Consider the following 17,088-nt stretch of genomic DNA (forward strand, 5'->3'; position numbering starts at 1 on the left):
TTGTGGAATGTTTAGTAGCGCCAGGACAGGCTGAAGCCGAACGTGGTGTAGTCAGTCGGGAAGTTCGCGGGTTTTTCCAACGCGGCGCCGACGAACCCGTCTAGGGAGACGTGTTGCCATCCTCCGCGCAGGCCCAGGCTCATGCCGGCCAGATGGTCGCCGCTCTGAAAGCGCGCGGACTGCCCACCGATGTGGCCGTAATCGGCGCCCAGATACGTTTCTAGCCCGCCACCGAGTGCCAGGCTGAGGTCATTGCGTAGCGACCAGCCACGGTCGCCGCTGAGCGTCAATTCGCCATCGAACCCGCGCACGGTGAAGCGCCCACCGATCGCAAAGCGGTCCTGCGGCGCCAATGGCGTGCGGTTCCACTGCGCGCGCCAGGAGGCGCTGTAACGCAGACGTTGAGAGCCAAGTTGGAACGGCACCGTCAGCTGGGCATCGGCGACGATGAGTTTCATGCGCGAGGTGCCTTCGAGCGGAATCGACGGGTCGAACGCGCGCGCAAGTTCTTCCGGAGCGCGCAATGCATCGAACGCACCGGTGCCGCGTCGATACGCAACGCTTGCATCCAGGGTGACTTTGCCAAGGAACTGGCGGTGGTTCAGGCCAACTTCCCAGCCGGCGGTGCGCCGCCGTTGCACTTCGATTTCGGTGTCGTCGATGGCGCTGGTGGACTGTCGCCACCAACCGCGCCCATACGCCCCGAACTTGATCGTGGCATTGCGAAATAGCAGGCGATCGATGCGCGCTTCGGCAGTGCGACTGCGCCCGCTGTAATCATAGGTCTCGATCGCGCCGGCCACTGCCTGGCTGTAGTCGTATGCGCTGGCGGTGACGCCAAACAGCCAGTAGTCGTAGGGCACGTCGTAGTGCACCGTCCAGCTATCGGTGTCCTTGCCGGCACCATTGAACACGCCCTTGCCGAGGCTGACGTAGAACAACTCGTTGAGGCCCAGGGGATTGTCGAGCGACAGTGTTCCGTTTGCCTGCAGTTTGCCGGTGGCGTCGCTGCCGGCATCGTCCAGGCTCAGGCTGGCACGCACACGTGACCGCTGTTGCCACGCAATGGCCAGGTCGCTCTCTCCCGGGCCGGTTCCCTGGCCTTCGGCAGGAGCGATCTGGATGTCGGCAACCACGGTCGGCACACGCTGAAAATTCTCCAGGCCCTGCTCGATGTCGCGCAGATTCAGCAGATCGCCGCGACGTGCAGGCACAGCATTGGCGATCGCTGCACGTGCGGATGTCGGGTCGCTGAAGCGGGCGGCATGCACACGCCCGGGGACCAGCGACAACGTCAAGGTGCCGCCGGTGAGATCCTGCGGCGCGGCTAGCACGCGCGTGGTCACATAGCCGCGTGCAATGACCGCGTTCTGCACACGCTTCATCACCAGGTTGATGCCGTCGGTGCCCAGGCAGCGACCAATGGCGGGGTCTTGCCGAGGGTTGGCAGCTTTCAATGACCAACGGAATTCATCCGCAGCCTGCCCATCGAGCACGATGCGCTCGATCCGAAAGCACGGCGATTCATTGGTTGGAAGACGCTCGACGCCATCGTCCGGGGCGCGTTTCAGGCGAACATCCGGCCGCGCTTCCTGTTGCTCGCGCAGAACGCGTTCGCGCTCCTGCTGCCGCAACAACTCCTGCGCGGCGGGATCGACGATCTGTTGCGCAGAGACCTGGGCTGCCGTGCCCGCAAAAAGCGCAATACACCACGTGGCACGCATGCGTGCCCTTCCCTTTTTGCCTGAATCCATGTGCAGATGACCGCCCAACTCGATAACGACGTACTGACGCCTCCGCGCCGCCCCTAACGGTATTTTAATGCAAACGGAAGAGCTTGCCTGTAGGAAAAATCCTGACGTATTGCGTGGGCGCCATATAACTGGCTATCAATCTGAAAAATTTAAACCGGCTACGATAAAGAGCAGACTCAAAGTAAGCCTTTTTTCGGGAACTTGTACGGCTTGGGGCATGGCAAGAAGCAAAGAGATATCTGGGGAACTGCATCTGCGCTTATAGAGAGGGGTGCACTGCCAAGCAATGGCATATCTGTTGTTTAATAGCCGCATACCGAAATATTTTATATATATATTTTAATTTTCTCTTAAAAATAAGGCGCAACTGCCAGCTCAATTAGAGTGAATCTGGGGAGGCCAAGCCCCAAGTGGGAAAACTCCGTGAGCCACCCGTGCGCACCGCCGGTAGAAAATTTTTTCTAAATTTTCTACCGGCGGTGCCGATAAGGGCATGCCGAGCATGTTTTCCTTGATTTCTTGCCTGGTGCGGCTCGCCTGTCTTGAGCTGCCACTCTATATCTGTTGTGAGGGCTTTCATGGACAGACATCGCTTTCGCAACTGCAAAGGTGCTACGGCGGCTCGGCGAACTACAGTGGGCATCTCTCAAGAAAATCACGCAGCGTCGAATTTCATGCTTGCGAAATCCGGCGGGTGCAGTTGCGGGTTTACATGAGGTATCCGAAGCCGATGCAGTTTTTGTGATTTAAAAATCTGAGTCAGGCTTGGAAAAGTGACATATGGAATGGCTCTGCCGAAGCCGAAAATCTTGTCTTTCGATCATTTAAAGGAAAAATAATGAGGCATGTCGTACTGAGTTTGTGCGTGTCATCCGTTTTGCTTGCCGGACTGGCTGGCTGCGCGACGGAAAGCCACCAGAACATCAGGCCGCAAACCGTGGCTACCGCAGGGACGTCATATTCGGGCGTTCGCGCTCCGATCGCGGTGGGCAAGTTCGATAACCGGTCGTCCTTCATGCGCGGTCTGTTTGCCGACGGTGCCGATCGTCTCGGTAGCCAGGCCAAGACCATTCTTGTCACGCATCTGCAGCAGACCAATCGGTTTCGTGTTCTCGACCGCGACAACATGGGCGAGATCAAGCAGGAAGCGCAGATCAAGCAACAGGCGCAGCAACTCAAGGGTGCCGACTACGTGCTGACGGGCGATGTCACCGAGTTTGGTCGCAAAGAAGTGGGTGATACGCAACTGTTCGGCATCCTCGGGCGTGGCAAGCAGCAAGTGGCGTATGCAAAAGTCAGCTTGAACGTGGTCGATAGCACGACGTCCGAAGTGGTGTATTCGGTCCAGGGCGCCGGCGAATACTCGCTGTCGACGCGTGAGGTTGTCGGCTTCGGCGGCACGTCGAGCTACGACTCCACACTCAACGGCAAGGTACTGGACCTGGCTATCCGCGAAGCGGTCAATAGTCTGACCGCTGCCATCGACTCCGGCGCATGGAAGCCGGCCAAGTAATCAGGGAATAAAACAGTCATGAAGAAGATGTCTTATGCAAGGCGGTGTCTGAGCGTCTGTGCGCTACTGGCATTGACGGCGTGTGCCCACCAGTCGGCGTCGCTGTATCAATGGGGAAGTTACCAGGATCAGGTCTACAGTCACTTCAAGGGTGGGAGTCCTGAGCAACAAATTCAGGCACTGGAGAAGGACATGCAGGTAATGCAGTCCTCCAACAAGAGCACGCCGCCGGGACTGCGCGTCCATTTGGGCATGCTGTATGCGGAGACTGGCAATGACAGCAAGGCACAGGAGAATCTGATCGCCGAGAAAGCGCAGTATCCCGAGTCTGCGACATACGTCGATCTTTTGATGAAGAAGTTCCAACACGAAGGACAGTCGCGATGAAGAAAATGCTGAAATTAGCAGCTGTGGCAGCGGTTTCCCTGGTGATGGCTGCATGTGCAACCCAGCCTGTATCACGCGACTACACCGCGTACAGAGCCAGCAAGCCACGCTCTATTCTTGTGCTGCCGCCTGTGAGCAATGCGCCTGATGTGGATGCGAGCTTGAGCGTGCTGTCGGTGACGACGTTGCCGCTGGCAGAGGCAGGGTATTACGTGATGCCGGTGGCGCCGGTGTATGAGACGTTCAAACAGAACGGCATCACTGTAGCCGACGACGCGCAGAATGTGTCGACCGATAAGTTGCGGGAGATCTTCGGTGCCGATGCTGCGCTGTATATCACCGTTGACAAGTATGGTTCGGTATACCAGGTGATCAACAGCGTGGTGATTGTGTCGGCCAAGGCGAAGCTCGTCGATCTGCGTACCGGGACAACCCTGTGGCAGGGACAGGCACAGGCATCGAGCGGTGAGAATCAGAACAATGGCGGGGGTTTGATCGGCATGCTGGTTACCGCAGCGGTCAACCAGGTGATCAATCAGGTCACCGATCGGAGCCACCAGATCGGCAATGTCGCAAGCCAGCGTCTGCTCTCGACCGGCCATTCCGGTGGACTGTTGTACGGCCCGTACAACCCAAGGTACGGCACGGATTGATGCCAACGAATGCGCTGCCGTTTCGATGCGCCAGCGCATTCGTCCGGTGGTTACGGGCTGCAGGCGAGGCGCAAGTGGACACTGGCGTCGCGGTCGTGTGCAAGCAGTCCCGGTAGGCTCTTACGTACAGGCAACATGTGTTCTTTTTCACGCCTAATGTTGGTGCGAGCCCTTGATCTGACGACTCAAGTCGGTGCGCGTCCCGGGCGGACACAGTGGCAGCACTGGCCACTCCGCGCGTGGCGGACACGCATCCGTTGATAGACGGACCCTCACGCGGGTGCATCACCGCGGCCGCGCTTGTTTGATTTTCGTCAATTCCACCGACACACGGTATTCGCAATGGAAGTGCTTGACTGCAAGGGTCAAGAATCGTTGCGGAGTTGCGCATGAGTGCAGTCACGGTAGGAAAAGTCGGCCAGGCATCGGGTGGGCAGGGGCCGATCTGGACGGTAGTCGGACTGGTGCGCCTTAGACGCGCGCTGGTAGGCCTGCAGACCCGGGCGGCCCGGGTTGCTTCCATCGTCACGGTGCGTTCGCGCGCCGCTGTCTGCTGAGGGGGCGCCATGCGGATCTGTGTTCTCAATGAGGCGTCTTGGTCTGCCGGGCTGGAGCAGCGTTGTGTGGCGGCCCGTGAGGCGGGCTGCGACTACGTGGTGATGGCGGCGCCGTTCGCACGCGATGCGGAAGGGCGGTTGATCGAGCCGGCGGCCGGTGCCGACGCGCGGGACGGCCGTCTGCGCGAGGCGGTGCGGGCGGCGCGCCAGGCGGGTGTGAAGCTGCTGATCGACGTGCGTCTGGATGAAGTCGGCGGTGCCAGCGCGGTGGTGCGTGACAACCCGCAATGGTTTCGTGCGCGCAGCACCGCGGTGCCGGACCCGCGCCAGCCGCGCGCCACGCCGGAGGTGGCCGAGGCGCGCTTTACCTATGCGCAGGAAGGTGCCGCGCTGGTGGAGTGGTGGAGCGCGCGCCTACTGGAGTGGGTGGGGCAGGGCGTTGGCGGTTTCCGGTTGTTGCAGCCGCAACAGGTGCCGGCGCAGCGCTGGCGTGAGTTGATCGCGCGCGTGCACGCGCAGGCACCGGAGGTGGTGTTTGCGGCGTGGACGCCGGGGCTGGGCCTGGAAGCCTTGCAGCAATTGTCCGGTGCCGGCTTCGATGCAGCGTTTTCATCGCTGGCGTGGTGGGACGGGCGCGGCAGTTGGTTCTTCGATGAAGACACGGCGCTGCGTGCGTTGGCGTCGCAGGTCATCGCGGTGCTCGATGCGCCCGATGGCAAGCGTGCGGCCTCGCCCGAGCAGCACGGGCAACTGGCGTTGGCCTTGGGCGGTGCCTGGTTGCTGGACGATACGCAGCTGGAAGCGGTGCCGCCGTCGATACGCGCGACCGACGGCGCGCCGACCAGCAATGCCGGCCTGCGGCTGCGCCCGCTGCTGCGCGAATCCACCGGCTTGACCGCCATTGCGGTGGAACCGTTGGGCGGTCTGCCCGCCCTGCTATTGATCAATGGCGACACGCGGCATGTGGTGCCGGTGCCGGCATCGGATCTGTTGCGGCTGCTGGGCGATGCCGAGGCGTTGGTGGCCGAGGATGGCCGCACCTTGTCCGGCGCAACGCTCGACGCCTTGGAACCGGGCGAAGTGCGCGTGTACCGCAGCGTGCCGGCGCGACACGTGCTGGCGGTGCCGCGCATGCGCCCGCGTGCGCAGACGGCGGCCACTTGGCCACGGGTGTGCATCGAATCGGTGACGCCCTCGGTCGACAACGGCCGCTTCCCGGTCAAGCGCACGGTAGGCGACCGCATCTGCGTGGAAGCCGATGCCTTCTGCGACGGGCACGACCGCATCGCGGTGGCGGTGCTGTGGCGGCCGGCCGATGCCAAGACCTGGTCCAGTGCGCCGATGCGTGCGCTGGGCAACGACCGTTGGCGCGCGGAGTTTCCGCTCGAGCGCATCGGTACCTATGAATTCCGTGTGGAAGGCTGGCGCGATGTCTTTGCCACCTTGCATGCGGATCTGGAAAAGAAGCGCGCGGCCAACACGGTATTACCGGTCGATGTGCAGGAAGCGGTGGCCGTGGTGCAGGCCGCGCATGCGCGTAGCACCGGTGCGTTGGCCGAGCGCTTGCAGGCCATCCTCACCCGCATCGGTGCGCAGAGCGAGCCGCTGCAGCAGCTGGCCATCGTGCTGGAGCCGGACACCGCGCAGGCGATGGCATTGGCCGACGACAAGCCGTTCCGCTCCGAGACCCCGGTGACCTACCGGGTGGAATCGGAACGTCGCGCGGCGCATTTTGCCAGTTGGTACGAGCTGTTCCCGCGCTCGCAAAGCGGCGATGTGGCACGGCACGGCACCTTCGACGATGTGATCGGGCGGCTAGCGCACATCCGCGCGATGCACTTCGATGTGCTGTACATGCCGCCGATTCATCCGATCGGGGCGAAAAACCGCAAGGGCCGCAACAACTCGGTCACCGCCGTCGATGGCGAGCCGGGCAGCCCGTACGCGATCGGTGCCACCGATGGCGGCCACACCGAGGTGCATGCCGAGCTGGGTGGGCTGGAGGGCTTCCGTCGCTTGATCCAGGCCGCGCATGCGCATGGCCTGGAAGTGGCGCTGGACTTTGCGATCCAGTGCGCGCCGGACCATCCGTGGTTGCGCGATCACAAGGATTGGTTTACCTGGCGCGCGGATGGCTCCATCCCGTATGCGGAAAATCCGCCGAAGAAATACCAGGACATCGTCAATGTCGATTTCTACGCCAGCGGCGCGGTGCCGGACCTGTGGAACACGCTGCGCGATGCAGTGCTGTTCTGGGTCAACGAAGGCATCACCCTGTTTCGCGTGGACAACCCGCACACCAAGCCGTTCCCGTTCTGGGAGTGGTTGATTGCCGATGTGCGTGGGCGTCGCCCGGATGTGGTGTTTTTGTCCGAAGCCTTTACCCGCCCGAAGATGATGTACCGCCTGGCCAAGTGCGGCTTTTCGCAGTCGTATACCTATTTCACCTGGCGTAACCACAAGCACGAGCTGCAGGACTATGTGGAAGAGTTGAACGAAGGCGTGCCGCGCGAGTGCTTCCGCCCGCACTTCTTCGTCAATACGCCGGACATCAATCCGCTGTTCCTGCAAACCAGCGGGCGCAACGGGCATCTGATCCGCGCTGCATTGGCGACGACGTTGTCGGGCCTGTGGGGCATGTACCAGGGCTTTGAACTGTGCGAGGCCACGCCGCTGGCACCGGGCAAGGAAGAGTATCTGGACTCGGAGAAATTCCAGCTGCGCGCCTGGCCCGAGCGCGCGCCCGGCGACATCGTCGATGAGATCACCCGCTTCAATCAGCTGCGGCGCATGCACCCGGAATTGCAGTCGCATCTGGGCACGCGCTTCTATCAGGCGCATAACGACCAGGTGCTGTATTTCGGCAAGTTCCTGGATGCCGGGTATCTGTCGCGCAGCCGCAGCATGGTGCTGGTGGCGATCAACCTTGACCCGCATGCCGGCCAGGAGGCGGATATCGAAATCCCGTTGTGGGAGCTGGGCCTGCCCGATCACGCCACTGTTGCCGTGGAAGATCTGTGGGATGGGCACCGCTTCGAGTGGCAAGGCAAATATCAGCACATCCGTGTAGAGGCAGCGCGACCGTTCGCGTTATGGCGCATCCGCGCAGGAGAGGTCGCATGAATGCAGTTCCCGCTTTACAGGCCGACGCAGAACAATCGGCGGTGGTCGCAGATCAGCTTTGGTACAAGGACGCGATCATCTACCAGGTGCACGTCAAGTCGTTTTTCGACTCCAACGACGATGGCATCGGCGATTTTCCGGGGTTGATCTCCAAGCTGGACTACATCGCCGAACTGGGCGTGGACACCATCTGGTTGCTGCCGTTCTATCCCAGCCCGCGCCGCGACGACGGTTACGACATCGCCGAATACATGGCGGTGCATCCGGACTACGGCACCATCGCCGACTTCGAGCAATTGGTGGCGCAGGCGCATGCGCGCGGCATTCGCGTGGTCACCGAGCTGGTGATCAACCACACCTCCGATCAGCATGCGTGGTTCCAGCGTGCACGCAACGCGCCGGCCGGCTCGCCGGAGCGCGACTTCTACGTGTGGTCGGACACCGATCAGGAATACGAAGGCACGCGCATCATTTTTTGCGATACCGAAAAGTCCAACTGGACCTGGGACCCGGTGGCCGGCCAATACTTCTGGCATCGGTTCTATTCGCATCAGCCGGACCTGAATTTCGACAACCCCGCCGTGCTGGAAGCGGTGCTGGAAGTGATGCGCTTCTGGCTGGACCGCGGTGTGGATGGCCTGCGTCTGGACGCGGTGCCGTACCTGATCGAGCGCTCCGGCACCTCCAACGAAAACCTGCCCGAGACCCACGCCATCCTGCGCAAGATCCGCGCCACCCTGGATGCCGAATACCCGGACCGCATGCTGCTGGCCGAAGCCAACATGTGGCCGGAAGACACCCAGCAATACTTCGGCCAGAACGCAGACGAATGCCATATGGCATTCCACTTCCCGCTGATGCCGCGCATGTACATGGCGATCGCGCGCGAAGACCGCTTCCCCATCACCGACATCATGCGCCAGACCCCGGAGATTCCGGAGAGCTGCCAGTGGGCGATCTTCCTGCGCAACCACGATGAACTGACACTGGAAATGGTCACCGATTCGGAGCGCGACTATCTGTGGCAGACCTATGCCTCCGATCGCCGCGCACGCATCAATCTGGGCATCCGTCGCCGCCTGGCGCCGCTGCTGGAGCGCGACCGCCGCCGGATCGAATTGATGACCTCGTTGCTGCTGACCATGCCCGGCACGCCGGTGCTGTATTACGGCGATGAGATCGGCATGGGCGACAACATCCATCTGGGCGACCGCGATGGCGTGCGCACCCCGATGCAGTGGTCGATCGACCGCAATGGCGGTTTCTCGCGCGCCGACCCGGCACAGCTGGTGCTGCCGCCGGTGATGGACCCGCTGTACGGTTTTCAGGCGGTGAATGTGGAAGCGCAGATCCGCGACCAGCATTCGCTGTTGACCTGGACCCGCCGCGTGCTCAGCGTGCGCAAGCGCTATCAGGCGTTCGGACGCGGCGTGCTGCGCTTTTTGTATCCGGGCAACCGCCGCATGCTGGCGTATCTGCGCTGCTATCAGGACGAAACCGTGCTGTGCGTGGCCAACCTGTCGCACACACTGCAGGCGGTGGAACTGGATCTGTCCGAGTTCGAAGGCCGCGTGCCGGTGGACATCATCGGTGGCGGCAGCTTCCCACCGATCGGCCGGCTGACCTATCTGCTCACCGTGCCGCCGTTCGGCTTCTACGCGTTTCAGCTGGTCAGCGAAGGCACCTTGCCGGACTGGCATGTGCCCAGCCCGGTGCCCCTGCCGGATTACCGCACGCTGGTGCTGCGCAGCGACACCGACGAAAGCAACGCGCTGCTGCCGCATCTGCCCACCCTGGAAGGCGAAATCCTGCCGGCGTGGCTGTCGGCGCGGCGCTGGTTCTCGGCCAAGGATCAGGCACTGCGCAGCGTGCGCATCTCGCGCCGCACGCCATTGCCGGGCGATGAGCCGATGAGCCTGCTGGAGCTGGACGTGGAGCTGGAAGACGGCCACCACGCGTCCTACATGCTGCCGATCGGCATCGTGTGGGAGCGCGACCAGCCCAGTACCCTGGCCGAACAACTCGCGTTGGCGCGCGTGCGCCAAGGGCGCGAGGTGGGCTATCTCACCGATGCGTTCGCGCTCAAGCCGATGGTGCGCGGCGTGATCGATGCCTTGCGGACCAATGCGACGCTGGACTTCTGCGATGGCGATGATCCTTCGCAGCAGGGCCAGGTGCGCTTCGAAGCGACGCCGGCGCTGGCCAAGCTGGAGATCCCTGCCGATCCGGATATCCGCTGGTTGTCGGCCGAACAGAGCAACAGCTCGCTGGTGGTCGCCGACAAGGCGGTGTTCAAGCTGCTGCGGCATGTGGCGATCGGTGCGAATCCGGAAATCGAAATCGGCCGCCGCCTGACCGAGCTGGGCTACGCCAATGCGGCGCCGCTGCTGGGCAGCGTCAGCCGCGTCGACGGGCAGGGCACCACCACCACCATCGCGTTGCTGCAGGGCTTTATCCGTAATCAGGGCGATGCCTGGCGCTGGACGCTGGACCATCTGGCGCGCAGTTTCGACGAATACGCCACCGCGCAAACCGACGAGTCGCGCGCCGAAGCCATTGCCGGCTACGACGCGTTTGCGGCCGTGGTCGGCAAGCGCCTGGCCGAGTTGCACGAAGCGCTGTCGCGGCAGACCGACGATACCAACTTCGCGCCGCAGCGAATCGATCTGCCCACCGCCAACGATGTGGTGGCCGGTGTGGCGCGGCAGGTCGAAGAGATGTGGGAGATGGTCAATGCGCGCTTGTCCGGCAGCGAAGATGCAGCCGAGCGCGAAGCACTGGAAGCGGTGCTCGCCGAGCGCCCGCAGCTGGACAGCCTGCTGGCCAAGGCGCCGAGCGTGCTGGCCGATTCGCTGCTGACCCGCGTGCACGGCGATTTCCACCTGGGCCAGATCCTGGTGGCCTTCGACGATGTGGTGTTGATCGACTTCGAAGGCGAGCCGGCCAAGCCGCTGGACGAACGTCGCGCCAAGGCCAGCCCGTTGCGCGATGTGGCCGGTTTCCTGCGCTCGCTCGATTACGCCAGCGAGGTTTCGGCACGTGGCGAAGAAGGCACCGCCGCACGTGCGGGTGTGGGTGTGGACACGCATCTGGATGAATTTCTGGCGCAGTTCCGCCGCCGCTCCACGCAAGCCTTCCTGGACGCTTACCATGCGGTGCTCGACGCCAGCGCCCATCCGTGGATTGCGCCGGCGGCGTTCAACGCCGCCACCTTGCTGTTCCTGGTGGAGAAGGCCTGTTACGAAGTGCGTTACGAAGCGGCCAATCGCCCGGGCTGGTTGATGGTGCCGGTCGAAGGCTTGCGCCGCATCCTGCAACGTGCACGCGTCGGTGCAGGAGACACATGATGAGTGGAGTGATGACAGCAGTGACCAATCGATGGGATCCCGGCGTGGTACGCGCCCTGGCCGACGCGCGCCACGGCGATGCCTTCGCCGTGTTGGGCGCGCACCCGACCGACGCAGGGCGCTTGTTGCGCACCTACCTGCCGGGCGCCGAGCGTGTCAGCGCCGTGCTGGATGACGGGCAGACGATTGCCCTGGAGGCCGGCCCGGAAGCCGGCCTGTTTGCCGGTGAGTTGCCGGCACAAGGCGCGTATCGGCTGCGCATCGGCTGGCCCGGCGGCGAGCAGGAGACGGCCGACCCGTACGCGTTCGGTCCGCAGCTCAGCGACTTCGACCTGCACCTGATCAGCGAAGGCCACCATCTGCAATTGGCCGATGCGCTGGGCGCCAACGTGGTCGAGGTGGACGGCGTGCGCGGCACGCGCTTTGCGGTGTGGGCACCCAATGCCTCGCGCGTGGCGGTGGTGGGCGACTTCAATAGCTGGGACGCGCGCCGTCACCCGATGCGGCTGCGTCACCAGTCCGGCGTGTGGGAGCTGTTCGTGCCCGATGTCGGCCCCGGCGCGCATTACAAATACCAGCTGCGCGGCCCACACGGCCACGAGCTGCCGGCCAAGGCCGACCCGGTCGCGCGTCGCGCCGAGCTTGCGCCGGGCACCGCCTCGATCGTGGCCGACCCCACGCCGCACCAGTGGAGCGACGACGGCTGGATGGCCACGCGCGCGCGCCGCCAGGCGCACGACGCGCCGATGAGCATCTACGAGATCCATGCCGGGTCCTGGCTGCGCGAAGAAGGCGTGGACCTGGACTGGGATGGCCTGGCCGACCGCTTGATTCCGTATGTGGCAGATATGGGTTTCACCCATGTCGAACTGATGCCGGTGACCGAGCATCCGTTCGGCGGCTCGTGGGGCTATCAACCCTTGGGCTTGTTCGCACCGACCGCGCGCTTCGGCTCGCCCGATGGCTTTGCGCGCTTTGTCGATCGCTGCCACCGCGAAGGCATCGGCGTCATCGTCGATTGGGTGCCGGCGCACTTTCCCACCGACGCGCACGGCCTGGCGCATTTCGACGGCACCGCGCTGTACGAACACGCCGACCCGCGCGAAGGCTTCCATCGCGACTGGAATACGCTGATCTACAACCACGGCCGCCGCGAGGTCTCCGGGTTTTTGATCGCCAGCGCGCTGGAGTTCCTGCAGCGCTTCCACGTCGACGGCCTGCGCGTGGATGCGGTGGCCTCGATGCTGTATCGCGATTACAGCCGCAATGCCGGCGAATGGGTGCCCAATATCCATGGCGGCCGCGAAAACTACGAAACCATCGCCTTCCTGCGCCGGCTCAACCAAGTGGTGCGTGAGCACACCCCGGGCGCGGTGATGATTGCCGAAGAATCCACCGCGTTTCCCGGCGTCACCGCCGATGTCGCGCATGGTGGCCTGGGCTTTCACTACAAGTGGAACATGGGCTGGATGCACGACACCCTGCACTACGCGGGGCTGGACCCGATCTACCGCCGCTACCACCACGGCGAGCTGACTTTCAGCATGGTCTATGCGTATTCGGAGCGCTTCGTGCTGCCGATCTCGCACGACGAAGTGGTGCACGGCAAGGGCTCGTTGCTGGGCCGCATGCCGGGCGACGACTGGCAGCGGTTCGCCAATCTGCGCGCGTACCTGGGTTTCATGTTCACCCACCCCGGGCGCAAGTTGCTGTTCATGGGCTGCGAGTTCGGCCAGCCCACCGAATGGAATCACGACGGCGGCATTCCGTGGCACTTGCTCGACGACCCGCGCCATCGCGGTGTGCAGACACTGGTGCGCGATCTGAACCGGATGTACGCCGAGTACCCGGCGCTGCACGTGCACGACGACGACCCGGCCGGCTTCACTTGGGTGGTTGGCGATGATGCGGCCAACAGCGTGGTGGCGTTTTTGCGCAAGGGCAAACGCGGCGATGCGCCGGTGCTGGTGGTGATCAACTTCACCCCAATCGTGCAGCACGGCTATCGCATCGGCGTGCCGCAGGGCGGCCAGTGGCGCGAAGTGTTCAACAGCGATGCCGGCATCTATGGCGGTGCCAACCTGGGCAACGGTGGCGTGGTGACCGCCGAACAACAATCCATGCACGGCCACGCCCAGTCGTTGCCGCTGCTGTTGCCGCCCCTGGGCGTCATCGTGCTCACACCGCACGGTTGATGCGTCCTGCGCATACCACCGGGCAGTTGGCCCGGTGGTATGCCGCAGCTAAGAGCAGCGAACAAAACGACTGTGCAGCCGCCAGGCGGGCGCGGCCGGTGCTCGGTGCGGCATGTACCACCCGTACACTCCGGTTCCTCCGCGCCGTCCACACCCACCTGACGACTGCTCGCTACGGTTTGTTAGCCGCTCTAATTCATGCATCAGGTCATCGTTTGCAAGGTGGGTGATGCGGCGGCATCGACTGCATACCGATGTCGCGATTGACCGTGACGACGTTGATGTCCCCAGATCGAGACTATTGCAGTAAGTCATCCAGCTGGTTGTGCTCAAAGGAGGTCATGGCGAGATGGGGACTGGCACGCGGATCGGTGTGATCTCAGACACGCATGGGCTGTTGCGGCCCGAAGCGCTTGCCGCGCTCGATGGCTGCAACCAAATCATCCATGCCGGCGATGTGGGCAAACCGGAGGTGCTCGAGGCGTTGTGGGCATTGGCATCGCTGCATGTCATCGCAGGCAATATCGACGACAAGCCGTGGGCCGCGGGTTTGCCGCAGACGCTGGATCTGCTGATCGATGGCATGCGCCTCCATGTGCTGCACGATCTGAAAACGCTGGCACCGGGCGTGGCGGCAGATATCGTCATCAGCGGGCATTCGCACAAGCCCTCGATCCAGACGCGCGATGGCGTGCTGTATATCAATCCGGGCAGTGCCGGTCCGCGTCGTTTCAAGTTGCCGATCAGTGTGGCAACGTTGTGGTTGGGCAACGGACCGCCGCGCGCGGCATTGCAGGTGTTCGAATCGCATTGACTCTATGGCCGACTGCAACGAGTGGCGGATTGGCCAGCCATGGCAGCACGCGCATGCTCAACCGGTCTGCTGCTGTGCTATCCGAAGATGATGCGCTTGCGCAGGCACAAACAATGGTCTGCGACGCAAGCGCAACCGCCCAGACAATTCGATGCTGCTCAAAGCCCGGCTGCTAGCGTGGCGGGCGCCGCCATGCGATGGTAATACCATCGGTTCTCGGGATGATCAATGTGCATTCTGATCAAACTATTGAAGCGTCTTGTGCTGGCATGTGGGGTCGTCGCAGCAGCGGGCGTGCATCTGTAAATGGTATTAGGACTACAGCAACGCCTTGATGCCATCGTCAGCATGCACGAACAGTTGCAGCGCAGTGGACTCGGGCAGGTCACGTCCTTGCGCGGGATACCGCAAGTCTGCGGGAAAACCGATTACTTTTTCGGAGACATGTACTACTTCTACGCTGTCGATGTGGCGAGCATTCCAGACACGTTCTGGGAAAGTCACGCGGCGCGCGGGATTTGGTTCCGAGGCCTTGACAAGTATGACGAATTTTATCTATTTAAATTTGAAATGCCGTTCGATGACTTGCAGGGATGTCCGAAACCCCCTGAAATAAATTCCTCACGCTTTTTCTTCGCCTGGGTGTCGAACCCAGCGGATTATGCTGGTCCGAACTTGCCATCTTCTTTGAATGCAATTAACGTCATGGCCTACGACACCGAGACGTCAAGGCTTTACTGGGTGTACCAGCGTTTCTCCGGTTTTCCGTAGCGCCGCCGCAGGTGTGGGGTCCATTCCCCGGCTGGAGAGGATTGGCCGCGACGATGGATTTTTCGAAGAAAAATCATCGGTTTCCCACGTGAAGCCCCAGCAGGCGCCGCGATCAGGCACCTCCGCCATCGACTTGCTGACAAACCAACACTGTGCTCGATGGAGATTGTCTCGGTTGTCGGCTGAAATCTCACGGAAGCGCTGCTCAGATCTTTCCTGGAGCGTGTTACGACTGTTGAGAGAGCGTTGCTGCATTCTGTGCCTGCTCCTGGCCGGTATAGCCCTGATCTACAAAAGCAATCTTGATCGCTTCGCCAGCGTATCGATCGCCATGCGCACCTTGCTCTCCTGTTTGCTTGTGCAGCAAGTCGGAGCCACCGACGCTTCACGTAAGAGTCCGCCATCGCGGCGGGCGTCATGATCGACCTTGAGGACACGCGTCATGTGCACCGCACGCAGGCCGATGCCATCGCCGAAGCCATCATGCTGCCGGAGACGCGCGCGCGGCTGCAGCGCAAACACATGCGTGCCGCGCAGGCGCGCAGCCTTGCCCAACGCCCTTGGGTGGCGAGGATGTCGTTGCCATGCATGGCGATCGCTGCGCTGGTGGCTCACTTCAACGGCCAGGGTGTCGCCCATGGCATCGTGGTGGGACGTCTGACCGGCGAAGCACTCGGCTCGGCGCTGTTCTGGTATCGCGAAGGCCGTACCGGTTGAACGTCACACTGGGTCCGGCATCGGCGTGCAGATGTCGGTTCGCCCCTCGCTGGTTTGTGGCCCTCAGGGAATCAATAACGGCCGCAGCGCAGGCAGCTGCTGCGCCAGTTCGTCGGCCACGATGGCGGCAAATAGATCCGCGCCGTCCGGGCCGAGATGGGTGTAGTCGAACGCGAGCTTGGCCTGGCCCATCGGCTCGGCGCTGGCGTTGTCCTGGGCCGTGGCAACGGGGTTGGTCGTGGCTGTGTTCTTCGACGCTGACGCTGACGCCGGAGATGGCGCAACCGTCTGCGCCGGTGTTTTGCCGATGGTGGTGCCCGATTGCGCGGCGACGATCTGTGCCGGCTCGGCGGGGCGCTGCGCCAGCCGCATCGCCAGTACCGGCCCCATGCCCTGCACCAGGGCGCGGCTGCGCGCATGCAGATCCACCAGCGGCACCTGCAGCTCGCGCGCGACCGCACGCGTGGCCTGCGCCCAGGGGCCCAGGTCATCCACCAATTGGCCGGCCTCGAACTGCCGCCGCGTCAACGGCGTCACCAGTACCGGCACCGCGCCGGCGGCGCGCGCTTCGGCCACGTAGCGGCGCAGGTTGGCCGGGAATTCGCTGGCCAGGTCGGTAGAGCGCCCCGGCTTGCCGGGTTGATCGTTGTGACCGAACTGGATCAACACAACCACCTGCCGATAGCCGCCACTGCGCAGCTCCTTCAGCGCGATCTCCCACGAGCCTTCGGCGCGATAGTTCGAGGTGCTGCGTCCCCCGCGTGCCAGGTTGAGGCAGCTCAGAAACGAGGTCACATGCTGCGCGCAGAAGCTCGGCCCCCAGCCGCCTTGCACGGCCGTGGTGGAGTCGCCCACCAGCACGATCTTGCTGGCCGCAAACGCAGGTGTGGTGGCCGGCGCGTTGCTGCTTAAGGTGTTGGTCGCGGATGCCGTGGAGGCGAGTGGCGTGTCGACCAGGGCGGCAGCGGTGGCATCAGCGAACGGAATGCAGGCAACTGCCAGCGCAGTCAGCAGCATGGATGGGGCAAAGCAATACCTACGCATGGATCACCTCAAGATCGAATAAGTGCAGCTAACAAACCGACTGTGCTCACCGCCAGACGGGCGCAGCTGGTGCGCGGTGCGCATGACCACTCGGACACTCCGGTTCCTGCGCGCCGTCCACACCCACCTGACACCTGCTCGCGACGTTTTTTAGCCGCTGTAAAGACTGCTGCGCGATCGCAGCAAGCGTGCGGGCGGTGCCCGAGTCGGTCT

11 protein-coding genes and 2 other RNA genes are annotated in these 17,088 nt (G+C 63.0%); 11 read left to right on the plus strand and 2 right to left on the minus strand.

Going from position 1 to position 17,088, the window contains the following annotated elements; genetic code table 11:
* Positions 1–11 precede the first annotated feature (11 nt).
* Positions 12–1,754 (minus strand): ShlB/FhaC/HecB family hemolysin secretion/activation protein, encoded by a 1,743-nt coding sequence (locus ACCQ06_RS00855; protein WP_316689887.1) that lies wholly within the window; start codon positions 1,752–1,754, stop codon positions 12–14.
* A gap of 1,015 nt (positions 1,755–2,769) precedes the next feature.
* Between ACCQ06_RS00855 and ACCQ06_RS00860 the strand changes: the two genes are divergently transcribed.
* From ACCQ06_RS00860 to ACCQ06_RS00905, 10 genes are all read left to right on the plus strand, one after another.
* On the plus strand, positions 2,770–3,267 hold the full coding sequence (locus ACCQ06_RS00860) for a CsgG/HfaB family protein (RefSeq protein ID WP_238692077.1): 498 nt from the start codon (positions 2,770–2,772) through the stop codon (positions 3,265–3,267).
* Between the two features lie 18 nt (positions 3,268–3,285).
* A complete protein-coding gene (locus ACCQ06_RS00865) occupies positions 3,286–3,654 on the plus strand; it encodes a DUF4810 domain-containing protein (RefSeq protein WP_104617413.1) in 369 nt (122 codons plus the stop codon).
* Positions 3,651–4,307: a DUF799 domain-containing protein gene (locus ACCQ06_RS00870; RefSeq protein WP_104617412.1), complete on the plus strand. Its 657-nt coding sequence runs from the start codon at positions 3,651–3,653 to the stop codon at positions 4,305–4,307. The genes ACCQ06_RS00865 and ACCQ06_RS00870 overlap by 4 nt, the downstream gene beginning before the upstream one ends.
* A gap of 566 nt (positions 4,308–4,873) precedes the next feature.
* On the plus strand, positions 4,874–7,987 hold the full coding sequence (locus ACCQ06_RS00875; protein ID WP_316689888.1) for a maltotransferase domain-containing protein: 3,114 nt from the start codon (positions 4,874–4,876) through the stop codon (positions 7,985–7,987).
* Complete coding sequence (gene treS, locus ACCQ06_RS00880) at positions 7,984–11,334, plus strand: maltose alpha-D-glucosyltransferase (RefSeq protein WP_316689889.1); 3,351 nt, start codon at positions 7,984–7,986, stop codon at positions 11,332–11,334. Before ACCQ06_RS00875 ends, treS begins: the two co-directional genes overlap by 4 nt.
* Positions 11,335–11,345: 11 nt before the next feature.
* On the plus strand, positions 11,346–13,529 hold the full coding sequence (gene glgB / locus ACCQ06_RS00885; protein ID WP_316689890.1) for a 1,4-alpha-glucan branching protein GlgB: 2,184 nt from the start codon (positions 11,346–11,348) through the stop codon (positions 13,527–13,529).
* Between the two features lie 112 nt (positions 13,530–13,641).
* Positions 13,642–13,717: non-coding RNA, sX9 sRNA (locus ACCQ06_RS00890), on the plus strand.
* Positions 13,718–13,848: 131 nt separating this feature from the next.
* Positions 13,849–14,343, plus strand: a complete 495-nt coding sequence (locus tag ACCQ06_RS00895) for a metallophosphoesterase family protein (protein WP_316692470.1) — start codon at positions 13,849–13,851, stop codon at positions 14,341–14,343.
* Between the two features lie 306 nt (positions 14,344–14,649).
* Positions 14,650–15,114: a hypothetical protein gene (locus tag ACCQ06_RS00900; RefSeq protein ID WP_316689891.1), complete on the plus strand. Its 465-nt coding sequence runs from the start codon at positions 14,650–14,652 to the stop codon at positions 15,112–15,114.
* Between the two features lie 417 nt (positions 15,115–15,531).
* A complete protein-coding gene (locus tag ACCQ06_RS00905) occupies positions 15,532–15,831 on the plus strand; it encodes a hypothetical protein (RefSeq protein ID WP_228324759.1) in 300 nt (99 codons plus the stop codon).
* 63 nt (positions 15,832–15,894) lie between these two features.
* Here ACCQ06_RS00905 and ACCQ06_RS00910 read toward each other — a convergent pair whose 3' ends face one another.
* Positions 15,895–16,848 (minus strand): rhamnogalacturonan acetylesterase, encoded by a 954-nt coding sequence (locus tag ACCQ06_RS00910; protein ID WP_372364810.1) that lies wholly within the window; start codon positions 16,846–16,848, stop codon positions 15,895–15,897.
* Positions 16,849–16,957: 109 nt separating this feature from the next.
* Here ACCQ06_RS00910 and ACCQ06_RS00915 point away from each other — a divergent pair.
* Positions 16,958–17,031, plus strand: a non-coding RNA gene (locus ACCQ06_RS00915) — sX9 sRNA.
* Positions 17,032–17,088 lie beyond the last annotated feature (57 nt).

Source organism: Xanthomonas sp. NCPPB 4467 (genome assembly GCF_041475665.2).
Taxonomy (GTDB): domain Bacteria; phylum Pseudomonadota; class Gammaproteobacteria; order Xanthomonadales; family Xanthomonadaceae; genus Xanthomonas; species Xanthomonas dyei.